Genomic DNA, 21410 nt, shown 5'->3' on the forward strand with positions numbered 1-21410 from the left:
TTTGAGAAAAGAGCGAAAGAGAAGAGTAGACAAACAACTTAAATATAGAAGACTTAATAGAAAGGAAAAATAGAAAGAAAATCGAGTTCAGCTTGTTGCCGATAAGAAGAAGAGAGACGAAAAGCGAAAAAAGTGAAGTCGTAAAAGAGAAGAAACAAAGAGAGAAGTTATTAAAGAATTATCCCGGCGGCGATAGTGCGGTGGAACCACCTGAGACCATACCGAACTCAGAAGTGAAACGCTGTAATGCCGATGGTAGTGTGGGGTTTCCCCATGTGAGAGTAGGGCACCGCCGGGTTTTATTTTTTTAGTTTATTCATTGAGTAAATTAAAAAAATAAAGAATCTTTGGCAGAGATAGTGCAATAGGTCCACCTGATACCATACCGAACTCAGAAGTGAAATGTTGTAACGCTGATGGTAGTGTGGGGTTTCCCCATGTGAGAGTAAGGCACTGCCAATTGTCATTTTTAGCGGAGTGGTAGTTCAGCTGGTTAGAATACCTGCCTGTCACGCAGGGGGTCGCGGGTTCGAGTCCCGTCCATTCCGCCAATTATTTATATCATAATTTATCTATACCAATAGGGGCGTAGTTCAATTGGTAGAGCACCGGTCTCCAAAACCGGGTGTTGGGAGTTCGAGCCTCTCCGCCCCTGCCATTAAAAAGCCTATCATTTTCAATAATTTACTACATTGTAAAAATTTTCTTGTGAGAAATCATTGTCTTCGTGTGGCGTAAATGTGACATTTATTCACAAACTTTATTGTGTGATTGCGTTTAAATGTGTAGGAATCTAATAGTTTCTGATAATTAATTTTGTTTAAGATTATAAATAATCGTTTTTTGAACATTATCTTTAAATAATTTTGACCAGTTTTCTAATTTTACATTAGAATACGAGCCTTAGTTTTGTTGTAAGGAATAAAAATGGAAGAGTCTCCAGAAATTGCCACGAATTATTACTGATGTATTGAAAATCGTGCTTTGCACAGCGTTGATTGCGCTAGCGATTGTGCTTATTATTGCCCTTGTAAAAATAACTTATACTTTATCTATGATGGTGCTTAATACTTCGTCTGTTGTACCTTATGATGTTGCTGAACAAGCAGTAATGTTTTTCTTATATTTCGGGTTTATTGGTTTGATTGTGCAGTATTTTAAAAGCGGCTATCATTTCCCTTTACGCTATTTTATTTATGCAGGGATTACTGCGATGTTACGTTTAATTATTGTTAATCACGAAAGCTCGGTAGATACTATCTTATTTGCTGGTGCAATATTAATTATGGTAATTGCACTTTGTTTGGTGTTATATTCTAATAAATTGAAAAATTTATAATTTAGACTACAACTAATAAAAAACGCACTTCAATTGAAGTGCGTTTTGTCTTTTAAGTTGAGTTACTCAGATTTACTTTCTAAAAGTGCGGTTGAATTTTCTTCTGTTTTTTCTTCCGCACTTTCTGGCACAACATCTTGAATTGCCATCACTGATTTCAAACTCTCTTGGCGAACTTGCTCAGCTAACGCTTTATCGCCCGCTTGTTCAAATACATAGGATGCCATCATCAAATCATTTGGCTCTAACTGTTCAGGGCAAGCCATCACGTTTTTGAATACATCTGCTGCTTTAACAAATTCATTGTTACGAACATATAAATAACCCAAAGCACGATTGATACAGCATTTTTGTTTTTCATCCGCACGTTTTGCACGTTTTTCTATTAGCTTGAGAAGCTTGCTGTTATCTTCTGGTTGTAAACGTGTAATTTGAGTACAAAGAGGTAAACTGATTGCTGTATTGTCACTGAGTTTTTTCAGTATTTCAAATGTCAATTCAGTAGCTGATTCATGATCATTACAGTCAATTAAACGTTGAATAAGGCTAATTTTAAGTTCAATATTGCTACGGCGATGACGAGGTTGCTGACTCCACCAAGTTAGCAAACCATCAATTCCTTCTTCATTCATTTTCTCGTCGAGTAAACCATTTTCGGTTTTAGAGCGAAGATCTTTGAGTTCTTCATCATTGAATAAACCGCTATTCTCAACATTATCCAAAATTTTATCTAGAGCTTGATAGGCTTTAGAACGAAGATAAATATCTACCGCGAGTTTTAATACTTCTTTATTACGACGAGCCATTTCTAATAAGCTATCTACAGAACTGCGCGCTGCAGGTAATTTATTTTGTTGCAATAAAATGCGAGTACGGGCAATTTCCACGAGCAAATTATCAGAACCTGCTAATTCTGTTGCTTCAATTAAATAGCGATTTGCACTAAATTCGTCGCCACGTTGTTGAGCGGCTTCGGCTGCTTTGATTAGGTTTAGTACAGGTTCAGCAGAATGTTTAGCATTTTTGCCAATTAATTTTTCTGCTTTAGCATAATCCCCTTCATTCATTTTTACCAGGCCTTCAAGGGTTTGTTTTTGTGCTTTTACACGTTTTCGATTAGAAAACCATTGATAAGAGCTACGACTTAAACGAAAGAAACGAGTGATGCCCCATTCAAAAGCATAAATTATCGCTAAAGAAATAATGAAAAAAATCACTAAGGTAGTGATGGACATTTCTATAATACGATTTGCTGTCTCAATGCGCACATAACCTTGCTGACCAGAAATATAAGGCCCAGCTACAAGTCCTACAAGCAATGTCAGCATTAAAAAAAGCACTCTAAACATAGACTTATCCTTATTGTTGTGATTCAGATTGTGTTGGTTTAACAGCGTCTGCTTTAGGCATTGTATCAATCGCCTTGTCTGCTTCAATTTCCACTTTTTGTACATCTAAAGCGGTACGATTAAGATATTTGTCAAGTAATGTTAAACTTTTTAATTGCTCTGGTACATCTACATAAATAGAAGTATCAGACAATCCATCTACTAATTTTAAGAAATTTTGTGTTACTTCAGAGTTTGTATCAAAATAGCTACGAACCCAAGAAGAAACAGCTTCTAAAGATTGCTTATAAAGTTCATTTTGCTGACGAGGAACTGCCATAATTGCAAGCTGTAAACGTAGACGAATGTTCTCACGAAGATAAATATCTTGATTTGGTGCAAGTAATTCTTTTTTATTTGAATTTTGTTTTGGCGAAATACGAATAAAATGATTTAGGAAAGAGGTTGCACTTTTTTCAATATTTTGTTGCCAGTCAGTAATGTTGTTCGATAATTTATCATTATTTTTAGATGTTTCATCAAAATTTACATTCAAAGCTTGTAATTCATCGACTGTGTTTGCAAGCTGTGACAGTTTTTGCATTACCGCATTTTGATCCACACTTGAAAGTGAAAGGAGTTGTTTTAAATCTTGATTGATTGCACTACGAATTTCATTTGCCTGTGAATTATTAACCTTGACGAGGGCTTCATCAGCTAATTTTAATAAAGAAACCGCTGTATCAACATCGTTATCTAAAACAAGTTTACGCAGGGCATTATTTAGTAAAAAATCAGCTTCGGAAAATAACCAATCGCTAGGTTGCTGTGCGATGGCAAGCTGATTTATTTGTTTCATTTGAGTTTGTAAGGATGTTATTTCCCCTGTTTTGCTCACAATCAATTGTTCCAGTTGCGCTATATTTTCTTGTGCAGTTTTTAAACCCTGTTCTAATTGTGTAAGTCGTTTATTGTTGTTGGTATTATTTGAGGAAAGATCTGCTCCCGTTTGATTTTCAAGTGCGGTTAATTTCTGTTGAATTTTAGCCATTTGCTGCTGACCAAAATAGTATCCAGCTCCACCAATACTTAGCGCAACAAGTATTGCGAATAAACTTAATGCTGTACCTGTTTTTTTCACAATAGTTTGCGGAACAGACTGCATTGTTTCAGTTTGTTCAACTGCTTTTTTTTGCGTATCTGTGAGTTGTTCAGTGAGGTTGTTAGATTGCTCTTTTGCCATATCAATTCCTTAATAAGTGATATTGAGTAAGGTATTTTATAATACTTTTGCGTTGATAAGAAAAATATCAAGCTATCCACTAATAATAGAAAATATAGATTTTTATATCGGTAGAATTAAGTTATTTACGCAATAAAATTAGGCATTATTCTACCACTCTTAGGTAAAAAAGTCATTTTGATTGTTGATAGGTAAAACTTATAGTATTTTTCAAAAAAAATTGTGATTTATGTCACATTTTTTTGCATTTATACTCCCTAAGTGGTAAATTGTTCGCCAATTTTTGTTGTTCTGGTAGGGACACCGCGTGGAATGTAATCTAGCACAAGCAAAACAATGGGTTAGTGCCTTGGATCAACGCCGTTTTGAGCGTGCATTACAAGGTTCAGGCGATGCATTCCAACACGTTTTAGCGGTTATTCCTTTACTTTTACACCTAAACCATCCACAACTTCCGGGCTATGTAATTCACGCCCCCTCAGGCATTGCAAGTTTCCTCGCATCTGATTATCAAAAAAAATGGCTCATCAATGAATACAGTATTCACTATGCCGATCATAAGCCTTCAACACTCAAAAGTGCGGTGGATTTTCACGAAGTTTTGCCACCAATTCTAGGCGTTTATGTAATGGGTAGCTTTGGCTCAATAAGCCAAACCTCTTCTTCAGATCTTGATACTTGGATTTGTGTCCGTGATGGCTTGAGTTCAGATGAATATGCACTTCTTACTCAAAAAGCCAAGCGGATTAGTGAATGGGCAATACAATTTAATGTGGAAATTAATTTTTATTTGATGGATCAACAACGTTTCCGCAATGAACATTATGCTGACCCACTGACTATTGAAAATAGCGGATCTGCGCAATATATGTTATTGCTTGATGAGTTCTATCGCTCCGCCGTACGCTTAGCAGGTAAACCTCTACTTTGGTTGCATTTATGGGTGGAAAATGAAAAAGACTATGAAAAAGAGGTCGCTCGTTTAATTACGGAAGGGGAAATTGATCCAAATGATTGGGTAGATTTCGGCGGTTTAGGACAATTTTCTGCAAACGAATATTTCGGTGCTAGCTTATGGCATCTTTATAAAGGGATTGATTCTCCTTATAAATCTGTGCTCAAAATTTTGTTGTTGGAAGCCTATTCCAAGGAATACCCAAACACTTGCTTAATTGCCCGCACTTTTAAGCGAGATTTACTTACAGGCAATACCAATCCTGACCACCATTTTGATCCTTACATTGCCATTCTTGCAAAAGTAACCCAATATTTAACCGCACTTTCTGAATTTAAACGTTTGGATTTTGTGCGCCGTTGTTTCTATGTGAAGGCAACGGAAGATTTTGCGCGTTACCAAACTAATAATTGGCGTATTCGTTATATGGAAATCCTTGCACAAGAATGGGGATGGTCTGCAGAAACGGTAAAACATCTCAATAAGCGTCCATTTTGGAAAATTAAGGCAGTAAAAGAAAACCACGATAACATAATGAAATTTTTAATGTTGAGCTATCGTAATTTAGTGGAATTTGCACGAAAGCATCACATTCACTCGAGCGTCGTGCCACAAGATATCAACATTCTTTCTCGCAAACTTTATACTGCTTTTGAAGAACTTCCCGGCAAAGTGTCCTTACTCAACACACAGATATCTCACAATTTATCAGAAGCACACCTGACTTTTGTGGAAGTTTGCGGTAATAAACATTTTAAAGATGGTTGGTACCTGATTAATCAACCAAGGCATCATATTATGTTCTCCAAAGAACGGGTGATCGAATACGGAGAAAGTCTGAATAAATTAGTTTCTTGGGCTTATTTCAATCATTTGCTCACAGAAAAAACCGAATTGTCAATTTTTAGCAAGAATGTGACTTTAAATACATTACAACGCTTTGTCACTAACTTGCGTCAGTCTTTTCCAAGCACAATCGCCAAACAACCTAAAAATAGCGATTTATTGAATCAATGCGAAATTCGTAGCCTGTTTATTGCTATAAATCTTACCGTAGATCCAACATCCAAAGTAGAAGAAGTATTAACTGGTATTTCATCGCGAGATTTATTTAGTTTTGGATCGCTTGAACAAAGTCTTGTAGGCAGTATTGATTTTACTTATCGCAATGTGTGGAACGAAATCCGAACGCTCCATTTTGAAGGGCAAAATGCTATTTTGCTTGCACTAAAAGTGCTTTCTAACAAAATTTATCGTGGCGTTAATCGCCCAGATTTCATCCAAGTCTATTGTTATAGCGAACGTTATCGCCAAGATTTACGCCAATTAGTGATGGGATTAGTCAATCGATGCGTTAGCATCCAAGTAGGCGATATTCAACAACCTTGCCAAACGTCACGTTTACGCGTAGCGGGTAAAAACTGGCAATTATTTTTTGAAGATCGCGGGATCAGCTTACAAGAAATCGGAAATGAATCGGTCTGTAATGAAGCTGAAAGTGCGGTGGATTTTGACGAAGTTTTACAAACGCCAATTGAAGATGGCGAGACAAACCGAGAAAGTCGTCGTTATCCGCCAGAAATGGATGCCTTCGCAAGCGAAGGATTTCTACAATTCTTTTTTGAAGATAATTCCGATCATAGCTTCAATGTTTACATTTTAGATGAATCTAATCATCTCGAAATCTATCGCCATTGTGATGGAGAAAAAGACGAAAAAGTGCGGGAGATTAATCAGCTTTATCAAAATGCCAAACAGGAAGGCGATAAAAATCCTTACAATATCGTTCAACATAATTTTAACTATCCTCAATTTTATCAACTACAAAATGGAAAAAATGGCATATCCATTGTGCCGTTTAAATTCCGTCCAATGAATAAGTAATATTTTCCTGTAGTTGATAGGGAGTGCAAATATATCTATACTTATTCCATCTTTTACTGGATAAATTGTGGATATGATAACTTCGCAAACACCAATCACTGTGCTAGGTGCGGGATCTTATGGAACTGCGCTGGCAATTACCTTTTCTCGCAATGGTTCTCCCACTTACTTATGGGGGCACAATCCCGCCCATATCGCACAAATGCAGACAGAACGACAAAATTATCGTTTTTTGCCGGATGTCATCTTTCCTGAGGATCTTCATTTAGAAAGTAATCTTGCACAAGCAATGGAATATTCTCAAGATATTTTAATCGTGGTGCCAAGCCATGCTTTCGGTGAAATTCTTATAAAAATCAAACCGCACTTAAAAGCCCATCACCGATTAATTTGGGCAACAAAAGGTCTGGAACGTAACACAGGGCGTTTACTACAAACTGTAGTTGAAGAACAACTCGGAACGCAATATCCACTAGCTGTACTTTCTGGACCAACTTTTGCAAAAGAATTAGCACAAGGTCTACCATCAGCTATTACGCTTGCTGCCAATAACGAGCAATTCGCGCGGGAATTTCAGTCTCGTATTCATTGTAGTAAACATTTTCGAGTCTATATAAATTCGGATATGATTGGCGTTCAACTTGGTGGTGCAATTAAAAATGTGATCGCAATTGGCGCAGGTATTTCAGATGGTATGGGATTTGGCGCAAATGCTCGCACAGCGCTAATTACGCGTGGCATTGCGGAAATCAGCCGATTAGGTACCTCGCTCGGTGCAAATCCCAATACGTTTATGGGAATGTCTGGATTAGGTGATTTAGTACTAACTTGCACCGATAATCAATCGCGCAATCGACGTTTTGGCTTAACGCTAGGCGAAGGATTAGATGCCCAAACGGCTATGGAAAACATCGGGCAAGTCGTGGAAGGTTTTTATAATACAAAAGAAGCCTATTTGCTTGCACAAAGACAAGGTGTGGAAATGCCGATTACAGAACAAATTTATCAAATGCTGTTTTGTGGCAAAAGCGCACAAGATGTAGCAATCAGCCTTTTGGGGCGAGAATGTAAAGGCGAATAAAAGGAGAAATTATGATATTAGATGTGTGGCAACATATTCGCCAAGAAGCTAAAGAGCTTGCCGAAAACGAACCTATGCTTGCCAGTTTTTTTCATTCTACGATTTTAAAACATCAAAATCTGGGCGGTGCGCTAAGTTATTTATTGGCAAACAAATTAGCCAATCCTATTATGCCAGCTATTTCTCTCCGTGAAATTATTGAAGAAGCCTATCAAGCCAACCCTTCGATCATTGATTGTGCTGCTTGCGATATCCAAGCTGTTCGTCAGCGAGATCCTGCTGTGGAATTATGGTCTACACCATTGCTTTATTTAAAAGGTTTCCATGCGATTCAAAGCTATCGAATCACCCATTATTTATGGAATCAAAATCGTAAATCCCTTGCCCTTTATTTACAAAATCAAATTTCAGTGGCTTTCGATGTCGATATTCATCCTGCGGCGAAAATTGGCCACGGTATTATGTTCGATCACGCAACGGGCATTGTTGTAGGGGAAACATCTGTAATTGAAAATGACGTCTCAATTTTGCAAGGCGTAACGCTTGGTGGTACAGGAAAAGAATCGGGCGATCGTCATCCAAAAGTACGCAAGGGTGTTATGATTGGGGCTGGAGCAAAAATTCTTGGTAATATTGAAGTGGGCAAATACGCTAAAATTGGCGCAAACTCTGTTGTGCTTAACCCTGTTCCTGAATATGCCACCGCAGCGGGTGTGCCAGCTCGAATTGTAAGTCAAGATAAAGCAGCAAAACCTGCCTTTGATATGAACCAATATTTTATTGGTATTGATGATAGCATGAATTTGAATATTTAGGGAAATAAAATGATTAATAAATATACTTAATTCTGTTTGAGCGAATAGTCCAATTTTTGGGATAAAGATAATAGTACACCGTGTTTTTTATTAAAATTTATTGCTCTCGATCACATTTCTGAATATTGCTCGTTGCATCTTTATAACATTCATTTAACATTGAACCCTATTTAAGTGATAGCTCTAACGGAGGAACTTTATGGGTGAGATGGCATCTTTAAAAAGTCATAAAAATGGCATTATTTTTATTTTAGATATTGTGCTGTTTTTTGTGTTATTAAATGTATTACCTTTTGAACCAAAAGCTAATTCTGGTTTGGCATTATTAGCTTTTATCGCAGTACTTTGGTTAAGTGAGGCATTGCACGTTACTATTACTGCGTTATTAGTTCCACTTTTGGCTGTGGCATTGGGATTAGTTAGTACTAAACAAGCTTTAGTTGGTTTTGCTGATCCGACAATATTTTTATTTTTTGGTGGCTTTTCCTTGGCGACGGCATTGCATATTCAAAAACTTGATAAATTGATTGCCAATAAGATTATGGCACTAGCACGCGGTAATTTATTTATCGCAGTTATTTATCTCTTTTTGATTACAGCTTTTCTCTCTATGTGGATGAGTAACACTGCAACTGCTGCAATGATGCTACCGCTTGCAATGGGTATTTTAAGCCAGCTTGATCGTGAAAAAGATCATAATACTTATGTGTTTGTGCTATTAGGGATCGCTTATAGTGCATCAATTGGTGGTATGGGAACCCTTGTAGGAAGTCCACCAAATGCAATTGTAGCAAGTAATTTAAATTTAACTTTTTCTGATTGGTTATGGTATGGCTTACCAATAATGATTATTTTGTTGCCGTTGATGATTGGGATTCTTTACATTATTTTCAAACCAAAACTTCATCTCAATTTTGAACAGACCTTTGAAAATATTGAAATGAATCCTATGCGTATATTGACGTTTATTATTTTTTCAGTCATTGCTTTAACGTGGATATTTAGCGGTAAAATTAATCCGTTTATTTCAGGGTTGCTAGGCTTACAAAAAAATATTGCAAGTTTTGATAGTATCATAGCCCTATTGGCGGCAATTGTTATTTGTTCAACAGGTGTTGCAAGTTGGAAACAAATTCAATCAAATACCGATTGGGGCGTATTAATGCTTTTCGGTGGTGGATTAACATTAAGTGCAGTGTTGAAGGATTCTGGTGCAAGTAAAATTTTAGCGGATAGTATTGTTTTTATGATTGATGGACAACATTTCTATCTTATTGGTTTATTAGTTGCGGCGTTCATTATTTTCTTAACTGAATTTACTTCTAACACAGCGAGTGCGGCGTTACTTGTACCTATCTTTATTTCTATCGCTCAATCATTGGGTATGCCAGAAATTGGTTTAGCATTAATTATTGGTATTGGTGCATCTTGTGCCTTTATGCTACCAGTGGCGACACCACCAAATGCGATTGTATTTGGCTCTGGTCAAGTAAAACAAAGTGAAATGGTCAAAGTTGGTTTCTTACTGAATTTAGTCTGTGTTGTCGTGATTGCCACGGTAGCTTATATGTTCTGGCTTAAATGATATAGGATTGTTTACTTTTAAGTTTAAATGATGATTGAAGATTATAAATTTAAACGTGAGAAGTACAATAAAGCCATTTAAATAAATGGGTTAAAGCAAATGAAAGCTTTAACCCATTTTTTATAACAGTTCTATACAAAAGCTATTTATTGTGTTCATAAGAATAAAGCGTATTGCTCATCAACATTGCAACAGTCATTGGTCCAACACCACCAGGTACTGGCGTAATATACGCCGCTTTTTCGGCTGCTTTGTCAAATTCTACATCGCCTACTAATTTTCCATCTACACGGTTAATTCCAACATCAATTACTACCGCACTTTCTTTGATCCAATCGCCAGAAATTAAATTTGGTTTACCTACCGCAACGACAAGTATATCTGCTTGGCGAACGTGGTTTTCTAAATCTTTAGTGAATCTATGTGTTACTGTGACGGTTGCCCCTGCTAATAATAATTCTAAAGACATTGGACGACCGACAATATTAGATGCGCCTACAATTACTGCGTGCTTGCCGTGTAAATCAATGCCCGTTGTTTCTAATAGTTTCATCACACCATAAGGTGTACAAGCTCGTAAAGTTGGAATACGTTGGCATAACCGCCCAACATTATAAGGATGAAAGCCATCTACATCTTTTTTCGGATCGATACGTTCAATAATGGCTTCCGCATTAATTTGTTTTGGTAAGGGGAGTTGCACCAAAATACCGTCAATATTTTTATCTGCGTTAAGTTGGTCAATAATCGCTAATAATTCATTTTGCGTAGTTGTTTCAGGGAGGTCATAAGATTTAGAGAGAATACCAATTTCTTCACAACTTTTACGTTTATTGCCCACATAAATTTGCGAAGCAGGATCAGCACCAACGAGGATTACAGCAAGTCCTGGAGCGCGTTTTCCTTGTTCAATATAATGGGTTATTTTATCTGCTAAATTAGCTTTAATTTGTTTTGAAAGTTCAGTACCAGAGATGATTTTTGCGGTCATTGAGCTATCCTTAATATGATTATGTGATGAAAAAGAAAGCGTTTGCTATTTTAACGAACAATGATTTTTTTACAATGAAAAAGGGGGATTTTTCCTAAAGTGGAATAATTTTGAACAATCAAGTTGAAAAATCAAAAATTTCATTGACTGAAATAAAAACAAACTTATAATTGACCGCACTTGTCGGCGAGTAGCGCAGCTTGGTAGCGCAACTGGTTTGGGACCAGTGGGTCGTAGGTTCAAATCCTATCTCGCCGACCACTTCTTTCATATTTTCTTGAAATTTTTACAAAAGAAATCCTTTGAATGCGCCCTTAGCTCAGCTGGATAGAGCAACGCCCTTCTAAGGCGTGGGTCAAAGGTTCGAATCCTTTAGGGCGTGCCATTTGTTATTTGTTTAACTAGACTCTGTCTAGTTTTTTCAAATATAAGTCTTTTAGTTTGTTAGATTTTATGTTCATGATCTGCATCATTTGAGTGAAGAAGCTTAAATACACTCTTGATGATGCAGATAAAAACAATATTTTGGTTATTTAAGTATTTTCCAAGCTCTGAAGCCGTAAACGGCAATTACTACAAAACAGATTAATGGTAGGATAAAGGAGAAATTTACTGCTGGAAGTCCCATAACTTCGCCTTGGTCAATAATCATTCCTTGTAGTGGTGGCATTAATGCGCCGCCTACAATAGCCATTACTAAGCCTGCAGCTCCTAATGTCGATTCCTCTTTTAAGCCATAGAGGGCAATACCATAAATGGTAGGGAACATTAAAGACATAAAACCTGAGGTCAAAATTAGGCAGTATAGACCCCATATACCGTCAATAAAGATAACTCCGAGAATACTTAAAAAACCACCAATAGCAAAGAGCATCAGCATAAATTCTGCTTTTAAATATTTCATTAATGCCGTGCTAATAAAGCGACTGCTAATAAAAATAGCCATAGCAATGATGTTAAAGTTTTGCCCCTCAGCTTTAGTGAAGCCTAAACGTTCAGCATATTGTACGATAAATGTCCAACACATAATTTGAACACCCACGTAAAAGGCTTGTGCGATCACACCCTCACGATATTTAGCTTTTTTAGCCAGTTTGCTTATTGCACTTTTAAAGCTAATTTGTCCACTTTCTTCTACTTTTACAGCAGGCATTTTTTTCAACCCAATGATAATAAACATTGTAACTACGACAAAACCAAGTGCTATGTAAGGATCGCGAATTTCAGCTAAATCATGGGTGCGAATCCCCATTTTTTCTGCTTCAGACAGGGTGTGGTAAATCAAATTTCCTGCAGCATCACGTTTGTCAGATTCAAGATTCGTTAGGACTAACTGGGAAGCAACAAACATACCTGTTATTGAACCAAGCGGATTAAATGATTGTGCGAAATTTAAACGACGTGTAGCTGTTTGCGGATCTCCCATTGCAAGAATATAAGGATTGGCAGTGGTTTCCAAAAAAGCAAGCCCAAAGGTTAAAATATAAAGGGAGATTAAAAAGAAATTAAATGTTTCATATTGCGCAGCTGGCCAAAATAAAAATGCACCTATTGCATAAAGAGCAAGCCCCAGAAGAATCCCCGCTTTGTAGCTATAGCGACTTGCAAATAATGCCGCAGGAATAGCCATTGTGCCGTATCCTCCATAAAAAGCTAATTGTACCAATGCCGCTTCTGAGGCTGGAATTTCCATTACTGTTTGAAATACTGCGACCATCGGATTGGTAATGTCGTTGGCAAATCCCCAAAGAGCAAATAAGCTAGTAATAAGCACAAAGGGGGCGATGAATTTCTTTTCTAAAACTTTGGCGTTCATAATGTTTTCCTCATGTAAGTGATGGGGTATAACAAGGTTTAGGATTCTTCAATACGTAATCCATAGGTGTGGAATTTACCTAACACTACCTGCATTTGCTCTTTGCTGAGCAGTGGAATTTCTAATCCTGTAGAGAGTAATTTCAAATACCAAGATGCTAATACTTCTACTTCTTGTGCAAGCCATAAAGCTTTATCTAGGTTTTCTCCGCAAGTGATTAAACCATGGTGTGCTAGTAAAATGGCTTTACTTTCTTTGATTCCTGTTGCGACATAACTAGCTAATTCGTGAGTACCAAATGTTGCGTAAGGTACACAAGGAATATGATCTGTGCCGCCTACGGCTACCATATAATGAATTGCAGGAATAGGTTTCTCGAGAATGGATAAGCCTGCACAGTGAATGGAATGATTGTGGACAACGGCATTTGCTTCAGGGCGAGTATGATAAACACTCAAGTGAAATTGCCATTCGCTTGATGGTAATTTATTTTCTTCGTGTTTACCATTTCCATCAACATAAACAATGTTTTCTGGCTTCATTAAGTGATATGGCATACCTGTCGGGGTAATCAGCATTCCATCTTTATAACGAACACTAACGTTTCCCGCCGTGCCTTGATTTAAACCTAATTTTGTCATTTCAAGACAAGTATCAATGATTTTTTGTGATAATTCTGTTCTGTTCATTTTGTAATACCTCTATTGTTTATAAAATGGGAGTAACCCCTTTTTTAATGATAATGTTGCCATATTTTGCGATCTCACCACTGACAACAACAGCATAAGCCTGTTTAGCACGTGTATAAAAATCGAAGCGTTCTAGACAGGTTAAATTTGGTGTGAAACCGACCGCACTTTTAATCGCATTTAAGTAACGAGTTTCAACATTCGGATCTAAAGAATCTCCCTCAACTGCTTTCATCATCAACAGAGGGGCATCAACATAAGCATCAAATTCGAATAAGGGAGTTATTGCTTCAAGTAAAATATCTATAGATATACCATCTGCACGTATTACATTTTTATGTAGTGAATGTGCAGGAAAATGAGCGTCAGCTAGAACTATTTCATCGCCATGTCCCATTTCGGCGAGGGTTTTCAGTAATTCAGGGGAAAGAGCTGGGTGAATACCTTTTAGCATTTTATTGTTCCTTCTAATTTGGGTAAATTCTTTTTCTTGTTGGTTGCATCTCTTGCTGTGCTACGTTTACATTTTCGTAAATGCCTACGCCTGCAAAGGTAAACATTGCGGCACCGAGTACAGTACTTTCAGCAATGTCCACAACATCAATCGGTAAATTTAAGGTGTTTGCACGGATTTGATTCCACAATACATTTTTTGAGCCACCCCCAACACAAATTAAGCTTTTAGCTTGGAACTGACTGACTTGATGTAGCACGGATAAACCGTTTTTGAGTTGATTTGCCATATGTTGTAATGCGCTGACATAAATTTCTCCACGAGTAGCAAACATAGAAAGTCCACTGATATTACCTTGTCCTAGTTGGCTAAAAATACCTTCAAAATTGACCGCACTTTTTCCTGCATGAAAAGCCTGTTCTCCCTCTTTGATCATTGTGGTGTAATAGTGATCGCTGCCATAAACATCGGAAAATAATAATTTACCTAACCATTCTATTACGCCAGAACCCACCCATTGCACCGCAGGGTTAAAGCAATTGGATTGTGCATCAAATTCAGTGGTTAAGCCTTGAGAAACAAACTCAAATCTAGGTTCTGCGTGCTGGGTTCTAGCCATTAAGATTTCCCAAGTGCCAGAACTTAACACAGGCTGATTCAGCCCAGCACCAGACCCAAACACAGCAAATTGGGTATCATGTCCACAAGAAATGACAGGTACAGGATTTAACCCCCATTTCTGGGCTAATGGTGTACGTAATTTTCCAATTTTTTCACCTGCATAACGCATAGGAGGGAAATGGTTATTACTTAAACCCAGCGAGGCTAAAATCGATGGATCCCAATTACCGTTAGTAAGGTTTGTCATCATTGATGTTCCCGCCATTGTGTGATCTGTTGTGAATTGACCAGTTAAGCGTTGAGTGAGCATTGATGAAATAAACACGAATTTAGTCATTTTTTGGAAAATATCTGGCTTATGTGTTTTTAACCAATGTAATTTAAATAAGGTATTAAAACTGTATTGACCAATGCCGTTACGTTGATAAAGGGATTTGATATCTAATTGATTAGATAGATTTTCCATTACTGGTATGGTTCGTGGACACTTCCATGAAATAATCGGATAAAGCTGTTGATCATTTTCATCAAAAGGTGCGCCATCCACGCCGAATGTGGTAACAGATATTCCTACAATATCTTTTAAATCAATACCTTGTTGCATTAATTGATTGAAGGTTTGAGTTGCACAAGAGGTTAATTTTTGCCAGATTTCTTCAATATCCCAAATATGATAATCAGATGATTCGATTCCTTGTTTTGTATTATTAGCAAGGTGATGAGAGGCAAGAATTTGTCCTTTTTCATTTATCGCAATGGTGCGTAAATTTGTTGCGCCACAGTCAAAAATCAATGCGATAGCCATAAAAACTCTCCTCAGCGCAGTCAAAAATCATTATGTTTTTGACCGCACTTTTTTATAAAAACAAATTAGGGGTTATTTATAAAGCGGACCAAAGTTTTGGCAGGCTCGATAATCTTGCCCTTCCTTGTCTTGACCAAATCCATTCCAAGCACTAGGGCGGAAAATATTTTTCTCTGATATATTATGCATACAGACTGGAATGCGTAACATTGAAGCAAGAGTGATTAGATCAGCCCCCACATGACCGTGAGTCGCTACACAGTGGTTTGCTCCCCAATTTGCCATGACTGAATACACATCAGTAAATGCACCTTTTCCAGTTAAACGAGGAACAAACCATGTTGTTGGCCAAGTTTCATTAGTACGTTGATTTAATTTATTATGTACATCTTGAGGTAGGTCGATTGACCATCCTTCAGCAATTTGTAGAACGGGACCTAGACCTTTAATAAGGTTAATGCGGTGCATTGTAAACGGTATGCCACCTTTGGTTAGGAATTGAGAAGATAAACCGCCCCCACGAAAATATTCGTGAACAGCAGGACACCAACGCGTATTTTCTAAGCAACGTTTTGCTTCTTCTTCGGTGACATCCCATGCCGGTTTTAAGGTTGGATTGCCTTGAGCATCTTGATGCTCTCCTGTTCCATCAAGTGCAGCTGAACCTGAATTGATTAAATGAATGAATCCACTTTCAGGTCGCCATCCAGTAACACGCTCAACCGAATCTTGACTCCAATAAGTACGCACATCTGCGAAAATTTGAGCTTTGCCAGTTAATTGATGCCCAAATAACATTCCTATTGCATTTAAACTATCATTTTCCGTGGCAAGAATATAAGGTGGACGCACGCCATTCCAGTCATAAGTTGAATTGAGCATTGCCTCCATAAAATCTCCGTTTGGCAAATGATCAGTCCAATGACGCTGCCCTTGAAAACCTGCTGCAATGGCATTATGGCCTAAGGCTTCTTCTGCATAATTTAATGTTGCTAATTTTGGATTTCCTACCATCAAATCACGAGTGATAATGGTCATTTTCACAACATTTTCCCAAAGTTCTGCACGCTCTTCCGCATTGCGTTGATTCTCTAGGCTATTTACATCAACCCCTTCTTTGCAATATTGTTTAACCCAACTCAAGGCTAAATCAACTTCTTCTTGATCATAAATTTTGCGGTCTAAACGGCGTTTAATTTCCATCATATCCACATATTCATTCCGCATACCTAAATATTCTTGGAAGAAAGCTTGATTTACAATAGAGCCTGCAATTCCCATGGAAACTGACCCGATAGATAAATAGGATTTTCCTCGAATACTTGCCACAGCAAGCCCAGCACGAGCAAAACGCAATAATTTTTCTTTTACATCTTCAGGAATGTTTGTGTCATCAGCTTCTTGAACTTCTGTACCGTAAATGGAAAAGGCTGGTAGTCCTAATTGAGAATGACCAGCAAGGGCGGCAGCTAAGTAAACCGCACCTGGGCGTTCCGTGCCGTTAAGTCCCCAAATTGCTTTAGGCATGTGAGGATCCATATCAATGGTTTCTGATCCATAACACCAACAAGGGGTAACGGTAATGGTTAATCCAACGTTTTCGCGTTTAAATTTATCCGCACAGACGGCTGCTTCAGCTACACCACCGATAGTGCTATCTGCAACTACACATTCAACAAAAGTACCATCTGTATGACGAATATGTGTTTGTAATAATTGAGCAACAGATTGAGCCATACGCATTGTTTGGCTTTCAAGAGATTCTCGAACTCCCATTCGACGACCATCAATAGTTGGACGAATACCGATTTTTATGCGATTTAATTGAGTAGCAAGAGCCATAGTTACACTCCTTTGTTTGTGCTTAAGTAAGAATGATGAAATCACTGCGGAACAAATTGTGCTTTCATTGAATTAGAGTGTGAAAGAAAAATGATGAGGAAAATAGTAAGAAATGAAATTTTAATGAAATTTTGTTGCAAAACTGAGAAGCAGATCACAAAAATTGACCATATTTAAGGAAATATATATGACCGATCTTTTAAATTTTTAATAATTTTCGGTCAAAATGGTCATATTTTTTTATAAAACGGTCATTATATCGTGTAGCTCACAATATTTTTGTAAGTTATCTGGAAGTGGTTGATCAGAAAAAATCGTATCAATTTTGCTTAAATCGGTAAGTTGAATCAAACTTTTCTTTTCAAACTTAGAAGAATCAATTAACAAATAAGCACGTTCTGAAGCCTCTATCATTTTTCGTTTCAAAGAGGCATTCAGCTCATTTGATTCCCAGATATTACCGTTTTGATCAATTCCTGAACAAGAAAACACGGAAAAATTAATATGTAATCGTTGTAATAAGTACTCAGATAAGGGACCGTAAAATGCTTCATATTTTGCTGAATAAACTCCGCCAGTGACAATAGTTTTAACATTGGATTTATTAACTAGGGCATTAATGTTAAACATTGAGTTGGTTACTACTGTACAAGGAATATCGGGCATTAAATAAGCAAAATACCAACTTGTTGAGCTTGCATCTAAACCTATAACGGCATTTTCATATAGCAAATCCAAGGCTTTTTGGGCAATATGTCGTTTAGCTGTTGCATTAATATGTTTTCGAGTTTGGAAAAATGAACCTAAATCTTTGGTTTTATTACTCACTGCTCCTCCGTGTGTTCGGTGCAATAAGCCTTTGTTCGCTAATTTGTTCAAATCGCGACGAATGGTTTCCACCGAAATATCACAATGCTGTGCAAGTTCTATTACGCTGGCTTTTCCTTGTTGATTTACCCATTGTAAAATTAATTCATCACGATAATTCATCTCTTTTCCCTACACGGTGGATTTAGTCGAGATTCTAGTTTACGCTTGAGTATGTTGAAAATCCAAGAATAAATTATATTGGGGGTGACGTATATCTTCATAAAAGTGCGGTCAATTTTTTGTGAGTTTCTTTTCAAGAGTATGCGAGCTACAATACGCCCCAAAATTTTATCAATGTAAATCAGAAAGAGAATTATTATGCCCTTTGCTATTGGTCAGCGTTGGTTGAGTGAAAGTGAAAACGCTTTAGGATTAGGTGTTATTACCGCATTAGATCAACGAACCGTCACGATTTATTTCCCCGCAGCAGATGAAACGAGGATATATGCTGCTGCACAAGCGCCTTTAAGTCGAATTGTGTTTAGCAAAGGCGAAACATTATCCCATCAAGCTGGCTGGCAAGGCGAGATTTTAGACGTTCAAAATATGAACGGTTTGTTGTTTTATTTAGTTAAAACCCCACAAGATGAAGATGTCATTGTGCAAGAACGTGATATTTCGCCGATTATTTCTTTTAGCCAAGCGAAAGATCGTTTGTTTTCAGCGCAAATTGATCGCAGCAGTCATTTTGCATTGCGTTATCGCACGCTTTGTCATCAGCAAGCACAATTTAAATCGCCATTGCGTGGTTTACGCGGAACGCGTGCGGGTTTAATTCCCCATCAGCTTCATATTGCAGCAGAGGTTGGTAATCGAGTTAATCCTCGCGTGTTATTGGCTGATGAGGTTGGTTTAGGGAAAACCATTGAAGCAGGAATGATTTTGCAGAATCAACGTTTTGCTGAGAAAGTGCAACGTGTTCTTATTATCGTGCCAGAAACTTTGCAACATCAATGGCTGGTGGAAATGCTTCGTCGTTTTAATTTGCATTTTTCACTTTTTGATGAAGAACGTTGCAACGATTTTGATCTTGATGCTGTTAATCCATTCACGACTGAAAGCTTAATTATTTGTTCTCTAAATTGGTTAGAAACGCATCCAAACCGAGTAGAGCAGGCACTTGATGCTCAATTTGACTGTTTAATTGTAGACGAAGCGCATCATCTGGTATGGTCAGAAAGCGCACCAAGTGCAGCTTATTTATTAGTTGAACAGCTTGCTCGCATCATTCCCTCTGTCTTGTTACTCACTGCAACTCCAGAGCAACTTGGGCAAGAAAGTCATTTTGCTCGTTTGCGTTTACTGGATCCAGAACGTTTCTTTGATTATCAAACCTTTGTGAAAGAGCAGGAACGCTACCAACCTGTGGTTAATGCTATTGAATCTTTGCTGGCAAATAAGGCATTAAGTGCGGTAGAAAAAAATCATATTTCTGATTTGTTGCTTGAACAAGATGTTGAGCCACTTTTTAAAGCGATTGCATCAAATAATGATGAAGAACAGCATCGTGCCCGTCAGGAATTGATTCAAGCCTTAATTGATCGTCACGGTACGGGGCGTATGTTATTTCGCAATACACGTCAAGGCGTGAAAGGTTTTCCACACCGTGTTTACCACCAAATTACACTCTCGGAAGAGAATGATAAAATTGATTGGCTGATTGATTTCCTTAAACTACATCGCGATGAAAAAATTTTTGTGATTTGCCAGACGGCGGCAACGGCGATTCAGTTAGAACAAATTTTACGTGAACGTGAGGCGATTCGAGCAGCGGTGTTCCACGAAAAAATGTCGATTATCGAACGGGATAGAGCTGCCGCTTATTTTGCGGATTTAGAAAACGGTGCGCAGGTTTTACTGAGCTCGAGTATTGGCTCGGAAGGACGTAATTTCCAATTTGCGGCAAATTTAGTGTTATTTGATTTACCGACAAATCCTGATTTATTGGAACAATGTATTGGGAGATTAGATCGTATTGGACAAAAACGTGATGTGCAAATTTATGTGCCTTGTGCGAAAGATTCGCCTCAAATTCGTTTAGCGCGTTGGTACAATGAGGGGCTGAATGCTTTTGAACAAACCTGCCCAATGGGAATGGCATTATTTTCGCAGTTTGAGGACGAGTTGGAAAAAGTGCGGTCAAATTCTACCGCACTTTCAGAGAATGAATTTTCTGAATTATTAAAACAAACTAAAACTGCGCGGGAAAAACTCAAGATTAAGTTAGAAAAAGGTCGCGATCGTTTATTAGAGCTAAATTCTCATGGCGGTGAGCAAGCACAAGCGTTAGCGGATCAAATTGCTGATGAAGATAATTCGCCTGAGCTTGTGAATTTTGCTTTAAAATTATTTGATATTATTGGCGTAGAGCAAGAAGATCTTGGCGCAAATAGTATTGTGATTAGCCCAACTGGGACAATGCTTGTGCCTGATTTTCCGGGTTTAAAAGAAGAAGGTGTGACGGTTACCTTTGATCGAGAATTTGCCCTTGCTCGCGAAGAAATGGAATTCTTGACTTGGGATCATCCTATGATTCGTCAAGGTATTGATCTTGTTGCTTCGGGTGATATTGGCAAAGCCGCAATGGCATTGCTTGTAAATAAACAACTGCCCGCTGGAACCTTATTAATTGAATTGATTTACCTGGTGGAAAGTCAATCGCCAAAAGGATTACAGCTTAATCGTTTTTTGCCGCCAACGCCTATTCGTCTGCTTCTTGATAACAAAGGAAATAACATTGGTGAGCAGGTTGCCTTTGAAACATTGCATAGCAAATTGAAACCACTTGGTAAAAATATTGCCAATCAAATGGTAAAAATGGCGCGGGGTAATATTGAAGCCTTGATTACACGAGGCGATCAACTGGTAAAATCTTTAGCTGAACCGATTATTACCGAAGCTAAAAATCAGGCAGATCAACAATTAAGCGCAGAAATTAATCGTTTGCAGGCTTTGCGAGCGGTAAATCAAAATATTCGCCAAAGCGAAATTGATATTTTGGAACAACAACGAACACAATCACTGGATGAGCTTTCTAAAGCAAATTGGCGTTTGGATTGCTTGCGTATCATTGTGACGAACAAGGAATAAAA

The 21410-nt window shown here is 37.8% G+C and carries 15 protein-coding genes, 4 tRNA genes and 2 rRNA genes; 12 read left to right on the forward strand and 9 right to left on the reverse strand.

The features are described 5' to 3' along the window. The first annotated feature begins 182 nt into the window (after positions 1-182). From rrf (DQN24_RS04155) to psiE, 5 genes are all read left to right on the forward strand, one after another. Positions 183-298 (forward strand): 5S ribosomal RNA (gene rrf, locus DQN24_RS04155). A 48-nt stretch (positions 299-346) separates the two neighbouring features. Next, positions 347-462: ribosomal RNA gene (gene rrf / locus DQN24_RS04160) — 5S ribosomal RNA — on the forward strand. Between the two features lie 12 nt (positions 463-474). Then, positions 475-551 (forward strand) — tRNA-Asp (locus DQN24_RS04165). A gap of 31 nt (positions 552-582) precedes the next feature. Further along, positions 583-658, forward strand: a tRNA-Trp gene (locus DQN24_RS04170). Positions 659-946: 288 nt separating this feature from the next. Beyond that, positions 947-1339, forward strand: coding sequence for a phosphate-starvation-inducible protein PsiE (gene psiE, locus DQN24_RS04180; RefSeq protein WP_021035583.1), 393 nt, complete (start codon positions 947-949; stop codon positions 1337-1339). 62 nt (positions 1340-1401) lie between these two features. Here psiE and DQN24_RS04185 read toward each other — a convergent pair whose 3' ends face one another. Continuing rightward, the gene (locus tag DQN24_RS04185) at positions 1402-2688 is read right to left on the reverse strand and encodes a heme biosynthesis protein HemY (protein ID WP_005692732.1); all 1287 of its coding nucleotides are present in this window, start codon (positions 2686-2688) and stop codon (positions 1402-1404) included. Between the two features lie 10 nt (positions 2689-2698). Further along, complete coding sequence (locus tag DQN24_RS04190; protein ID WP_021035582.1) at positions 2699-3910, reverse strand: uroporphyrinogen-III C-methyltransferase; 1212 nt, start codon at positions 3908-3910, stop codon at positions 2699-2701. A 307-nt stretch (positions 3911-4217) separates the two neighbouring features. Here DQN24_RS04190 and DQN24_RS04195 point away from each other — a divergent pair, with 307 nt between their 5' ends. The 4 genes from DQN24_RS04195 (at position 4218) to DQN24_RS04210 (ending at position 10230) form a co-directional block, all read left to right on the forward strand. Beyond that, positions 4218-6749 (forward strand): class I adenylate cyclase, encoded by a 2532-nt coding sequence (locus DQN24_RS04195; protein ID WP_021035581.1) that lies wholly within the window; start codon positions 4218-4220, stop codon positions 6747-6749. A gap of 73 nt (positions 6750-6822) precedes the next feature. Then, a complete protein-coding gene (gene gpsA / locus DQN24_RS04200; protein WP_021035580.1) occupies positions 6823-7830 on the forward strand; it encodes an NAD(P)H-dependent glycerol-3-phosphate dehydrogenase in 1008 nt (335 codons plus the stop codon). Between the two features lie 11 nt (positions 7831-7841). Next, on the forward strand, positions 7842-8645 hold the full coding sequence (cysE, locus tag DQN24_RS04205) for a serine O-acetyltransferase (RefSeq protein WP_021035579.1): 804 nt from the start codon (positions 7842-7844) through the stop codon (positions 8643-8645). Positions 8646-8844: 199 nt separating this feature from the next. Continuing rightward, a complete protein-coding gene (locus tag DQN24_RS04210) occupies positions 8845-10230 on the forward strand; it encodes a DASS family sodium-coupled anion symporter (protein ID WP_021035578.1) in 1386 nt (461 codons plus the stop codon). A 142-nt stretch (positions 10231-10372) separates the two neighbouring features. Here the strand turns inward: DQN24_RS04210 and folD are convergent, their stop codons facing one another. After that, on the reverse strand, positions 10373-11221 hold the full coding sequence (folD, locus tag DQN24_RS04215; RefSeq protein ID WP_111695427.1) for a bifunctional methylenetetrahydrofolate dehydrogenase/methenyltetrahydrofolate cyclohydrolase FolD: 849 nt from the start codon (positions 11219-11221) through the stop codon (positions 10373-10375). Positions 11222-11405: 184 nt separating this feature from the next. Between folD and DQN24_RS04220 the strand changes: the two genes are divergently transcribed. Beyond that, positions 11406-11482 (forward strand) — tRNA-Pro (locus DQN24_RS04220). Positions 11483-11529: 47 nt separating this feature from the next. After that, positions 11530-11606 (forward strand) — tRNA-Arg (locus DQN24_RS04225). Between the two features lie 144 nt (positions 11607-11750). Here the strand turns inward: DQN24_RS04225 and fucP are convergent. The 6 genes from fucP to DQN24_RS04255 form a co-directional block, all read right to left on the reverse strand. After that, a complete protein-coding gene (fucP, locus tag DQN24_RS04230; RefSeq protein WP_111695428.1) occupies positions 11751-13037 on the reverse strand; it encodes an L-fucose:H+ symporter permease in 1287 nt (428 codons plus the stop codon). 38 nt (positions 13038-13075) lie between these two features. After that, the gene (gene fucA, locus DQN24_RS04235; protein ID WP_005658574.1) at positions 13076-13726 is read right to left on the reverse strand and encodes an L-fuculose-phosphate aldolase; all 651 of its coding nucleotides are present in this window, start codon (positions 13724-13726) and stop codon (positions 13076-13078) included. A gap of 19 nt (positions 13727-13745) precedes the next feature. Then, positions 13746-14180, reverse strand: coding sequence for an L-fucose mutarotase (fucU, locus tag DQN24_RS04240; protein ID WP_005661544.1), 435 nt, complete (start codon positions 14178-14180; stop codon positions 13746-13748). Between the two features lie 13 nt (positions 14181-14193). Then, entirely contained in the window at positions 14194-15606 is a 1413-nt protein-coding gene (gene fucK / locus DQN24_RS04245) for an L-fuculokinase (RefSeq protein ID WP_111695429.1), read from the reverse strand. Between the two features lie 72 nt (positions 15607-15678). Beyond that, a complete protein-coding gene (gene fucI / locus DQN24_RS04250) occupies positions 15679-17448 on the reverse strand; it encodes an L-fucose isomerase (protein WP_021035574.1) in 1770 nt (589 codons plus the stop codon). 240 nt (positions 17449-17688) lie between these two features. Next, positions 17689-18438, reverse strand: coding sequence for a DeoR/GlpR family DNA-binding transcription regulator (locus tag DQN24_RS04255; protein ID WP_021035573.1), 750 nt, complete (start codon positions 18436-18438; stop codon positions 17689-17691). Between the two features lie 198 nt (positions 18439-18636). Between DQN24_RS04255 and rapA the strand changes: the two genes are divergently transcribed. After that, positions 18637-21408, forward strand: a complete 2772-nt coding sequence (gene rapA / locus DQN24_RS04260) for an RNA polymerase-associated protein RapA (protein ID WP_050847095.1) — start codon at positions 18637-18639, stop codon at positions 21406-21408. Positions 21409-21410: the final 2 nt, after the last annotated feature.

Source organism: Haemophilus influenzae, from assembly GCF_900475755.1.
GTDB classification, from domain to species: domain Bacteria; phylum Pseudomonadota; class Gammaproteobacteria; order Enterobacterales; family Pasteurellaceae; genus Haemophilus; species Haemophilus influenzae_D.

Bases quoted from the DNA above. Each gene is read 5' to 3' on its own strand.
- DQN24_RS04185 (WP_005692732.1), bottom strand. From the start codon at position 2,688: ATGTTTAGAGTGCTTTTTTTAATGCTGACATTGCTTGTAGGACTTGTA.
- DQN24_RS04190 (WP_021035582.1), bottom strand. From the start codon at position 3,910: ATGGCAAAAGAGCAATCTAACAACCTCACTGAACAACTCACAGATACG.
- gpsA (WP_021035580.1), top strand. From the start codon at position 6,823: ATGATAACTTCGCAAACACCAATCACTGTGCTAGGTGCGGGATCTTAT.
- cysE (WP_021035579.1), top strand. From the start codon at position 7,842: ATGATATTAGATGTGTGGCAACATATTCGCCAAGAAGCTAAAGAGCTT.
- DQN24_RS04210 (WP_021035578.1), top strand. From the start codon at position 8,845: ATGGGTGAGATGGCATCTTTAAAAAGTCATAAAAATGGCATTATTTTT.
- folD (WP_111695427.1), bottom strand. From the start codon at position 11,221: ATGACCGCAAAAATCATCTCTGGTACTGAACTTTCAAAACAAATTAAA.
- fucP (WP_111695428.1), bottom strand. From the start codon at position 13,037: ATGAACGCCAAAGTTTTAGAAAAGAAATTCATCGCCCCCTTTGTGCTT.
- fucA (WP_005658574.1), bottom strand. From the start codon at position 13,726: ATGAACAGAACAGAATTATCACAAAAAATCATTGATACTTGTCTTGAA.
- fucU (WP_005661544.1), bottom strand. From the start codon at position 14,180: ATGCTAAAAGGTATTCACCCAGCTCTTTCCCCTGAATTACTGAAAACC.
- fucK (WP_111695429.1), bottom strand. From the start codon at position 15,606: ATGGCTATCGCATTGATTTTTGACTGTGGCGCAACAAATTTACGCACC.
- fucI (WP_021035574.1), bottom strand. From the start codon at position 17,448: ATGGCTCTTGCTACTCAATTAAATCGCATAAAAATCGGTATTCGTCCA.
- DQN24_RS04255 (WP_021035573.1), bottom strand. From the start codon at position 18,438: ATGAATTATCGTGATGAATTAATTTTACAATGGGTAAATCAACAAGGA.
- rapA (WP_050847095.1), top strand. From the start codon at position 18,637: ATGCCCTTTGCTATTGGTCAGCGTTGGTTGAGTGAAAGTGAAAACGCT.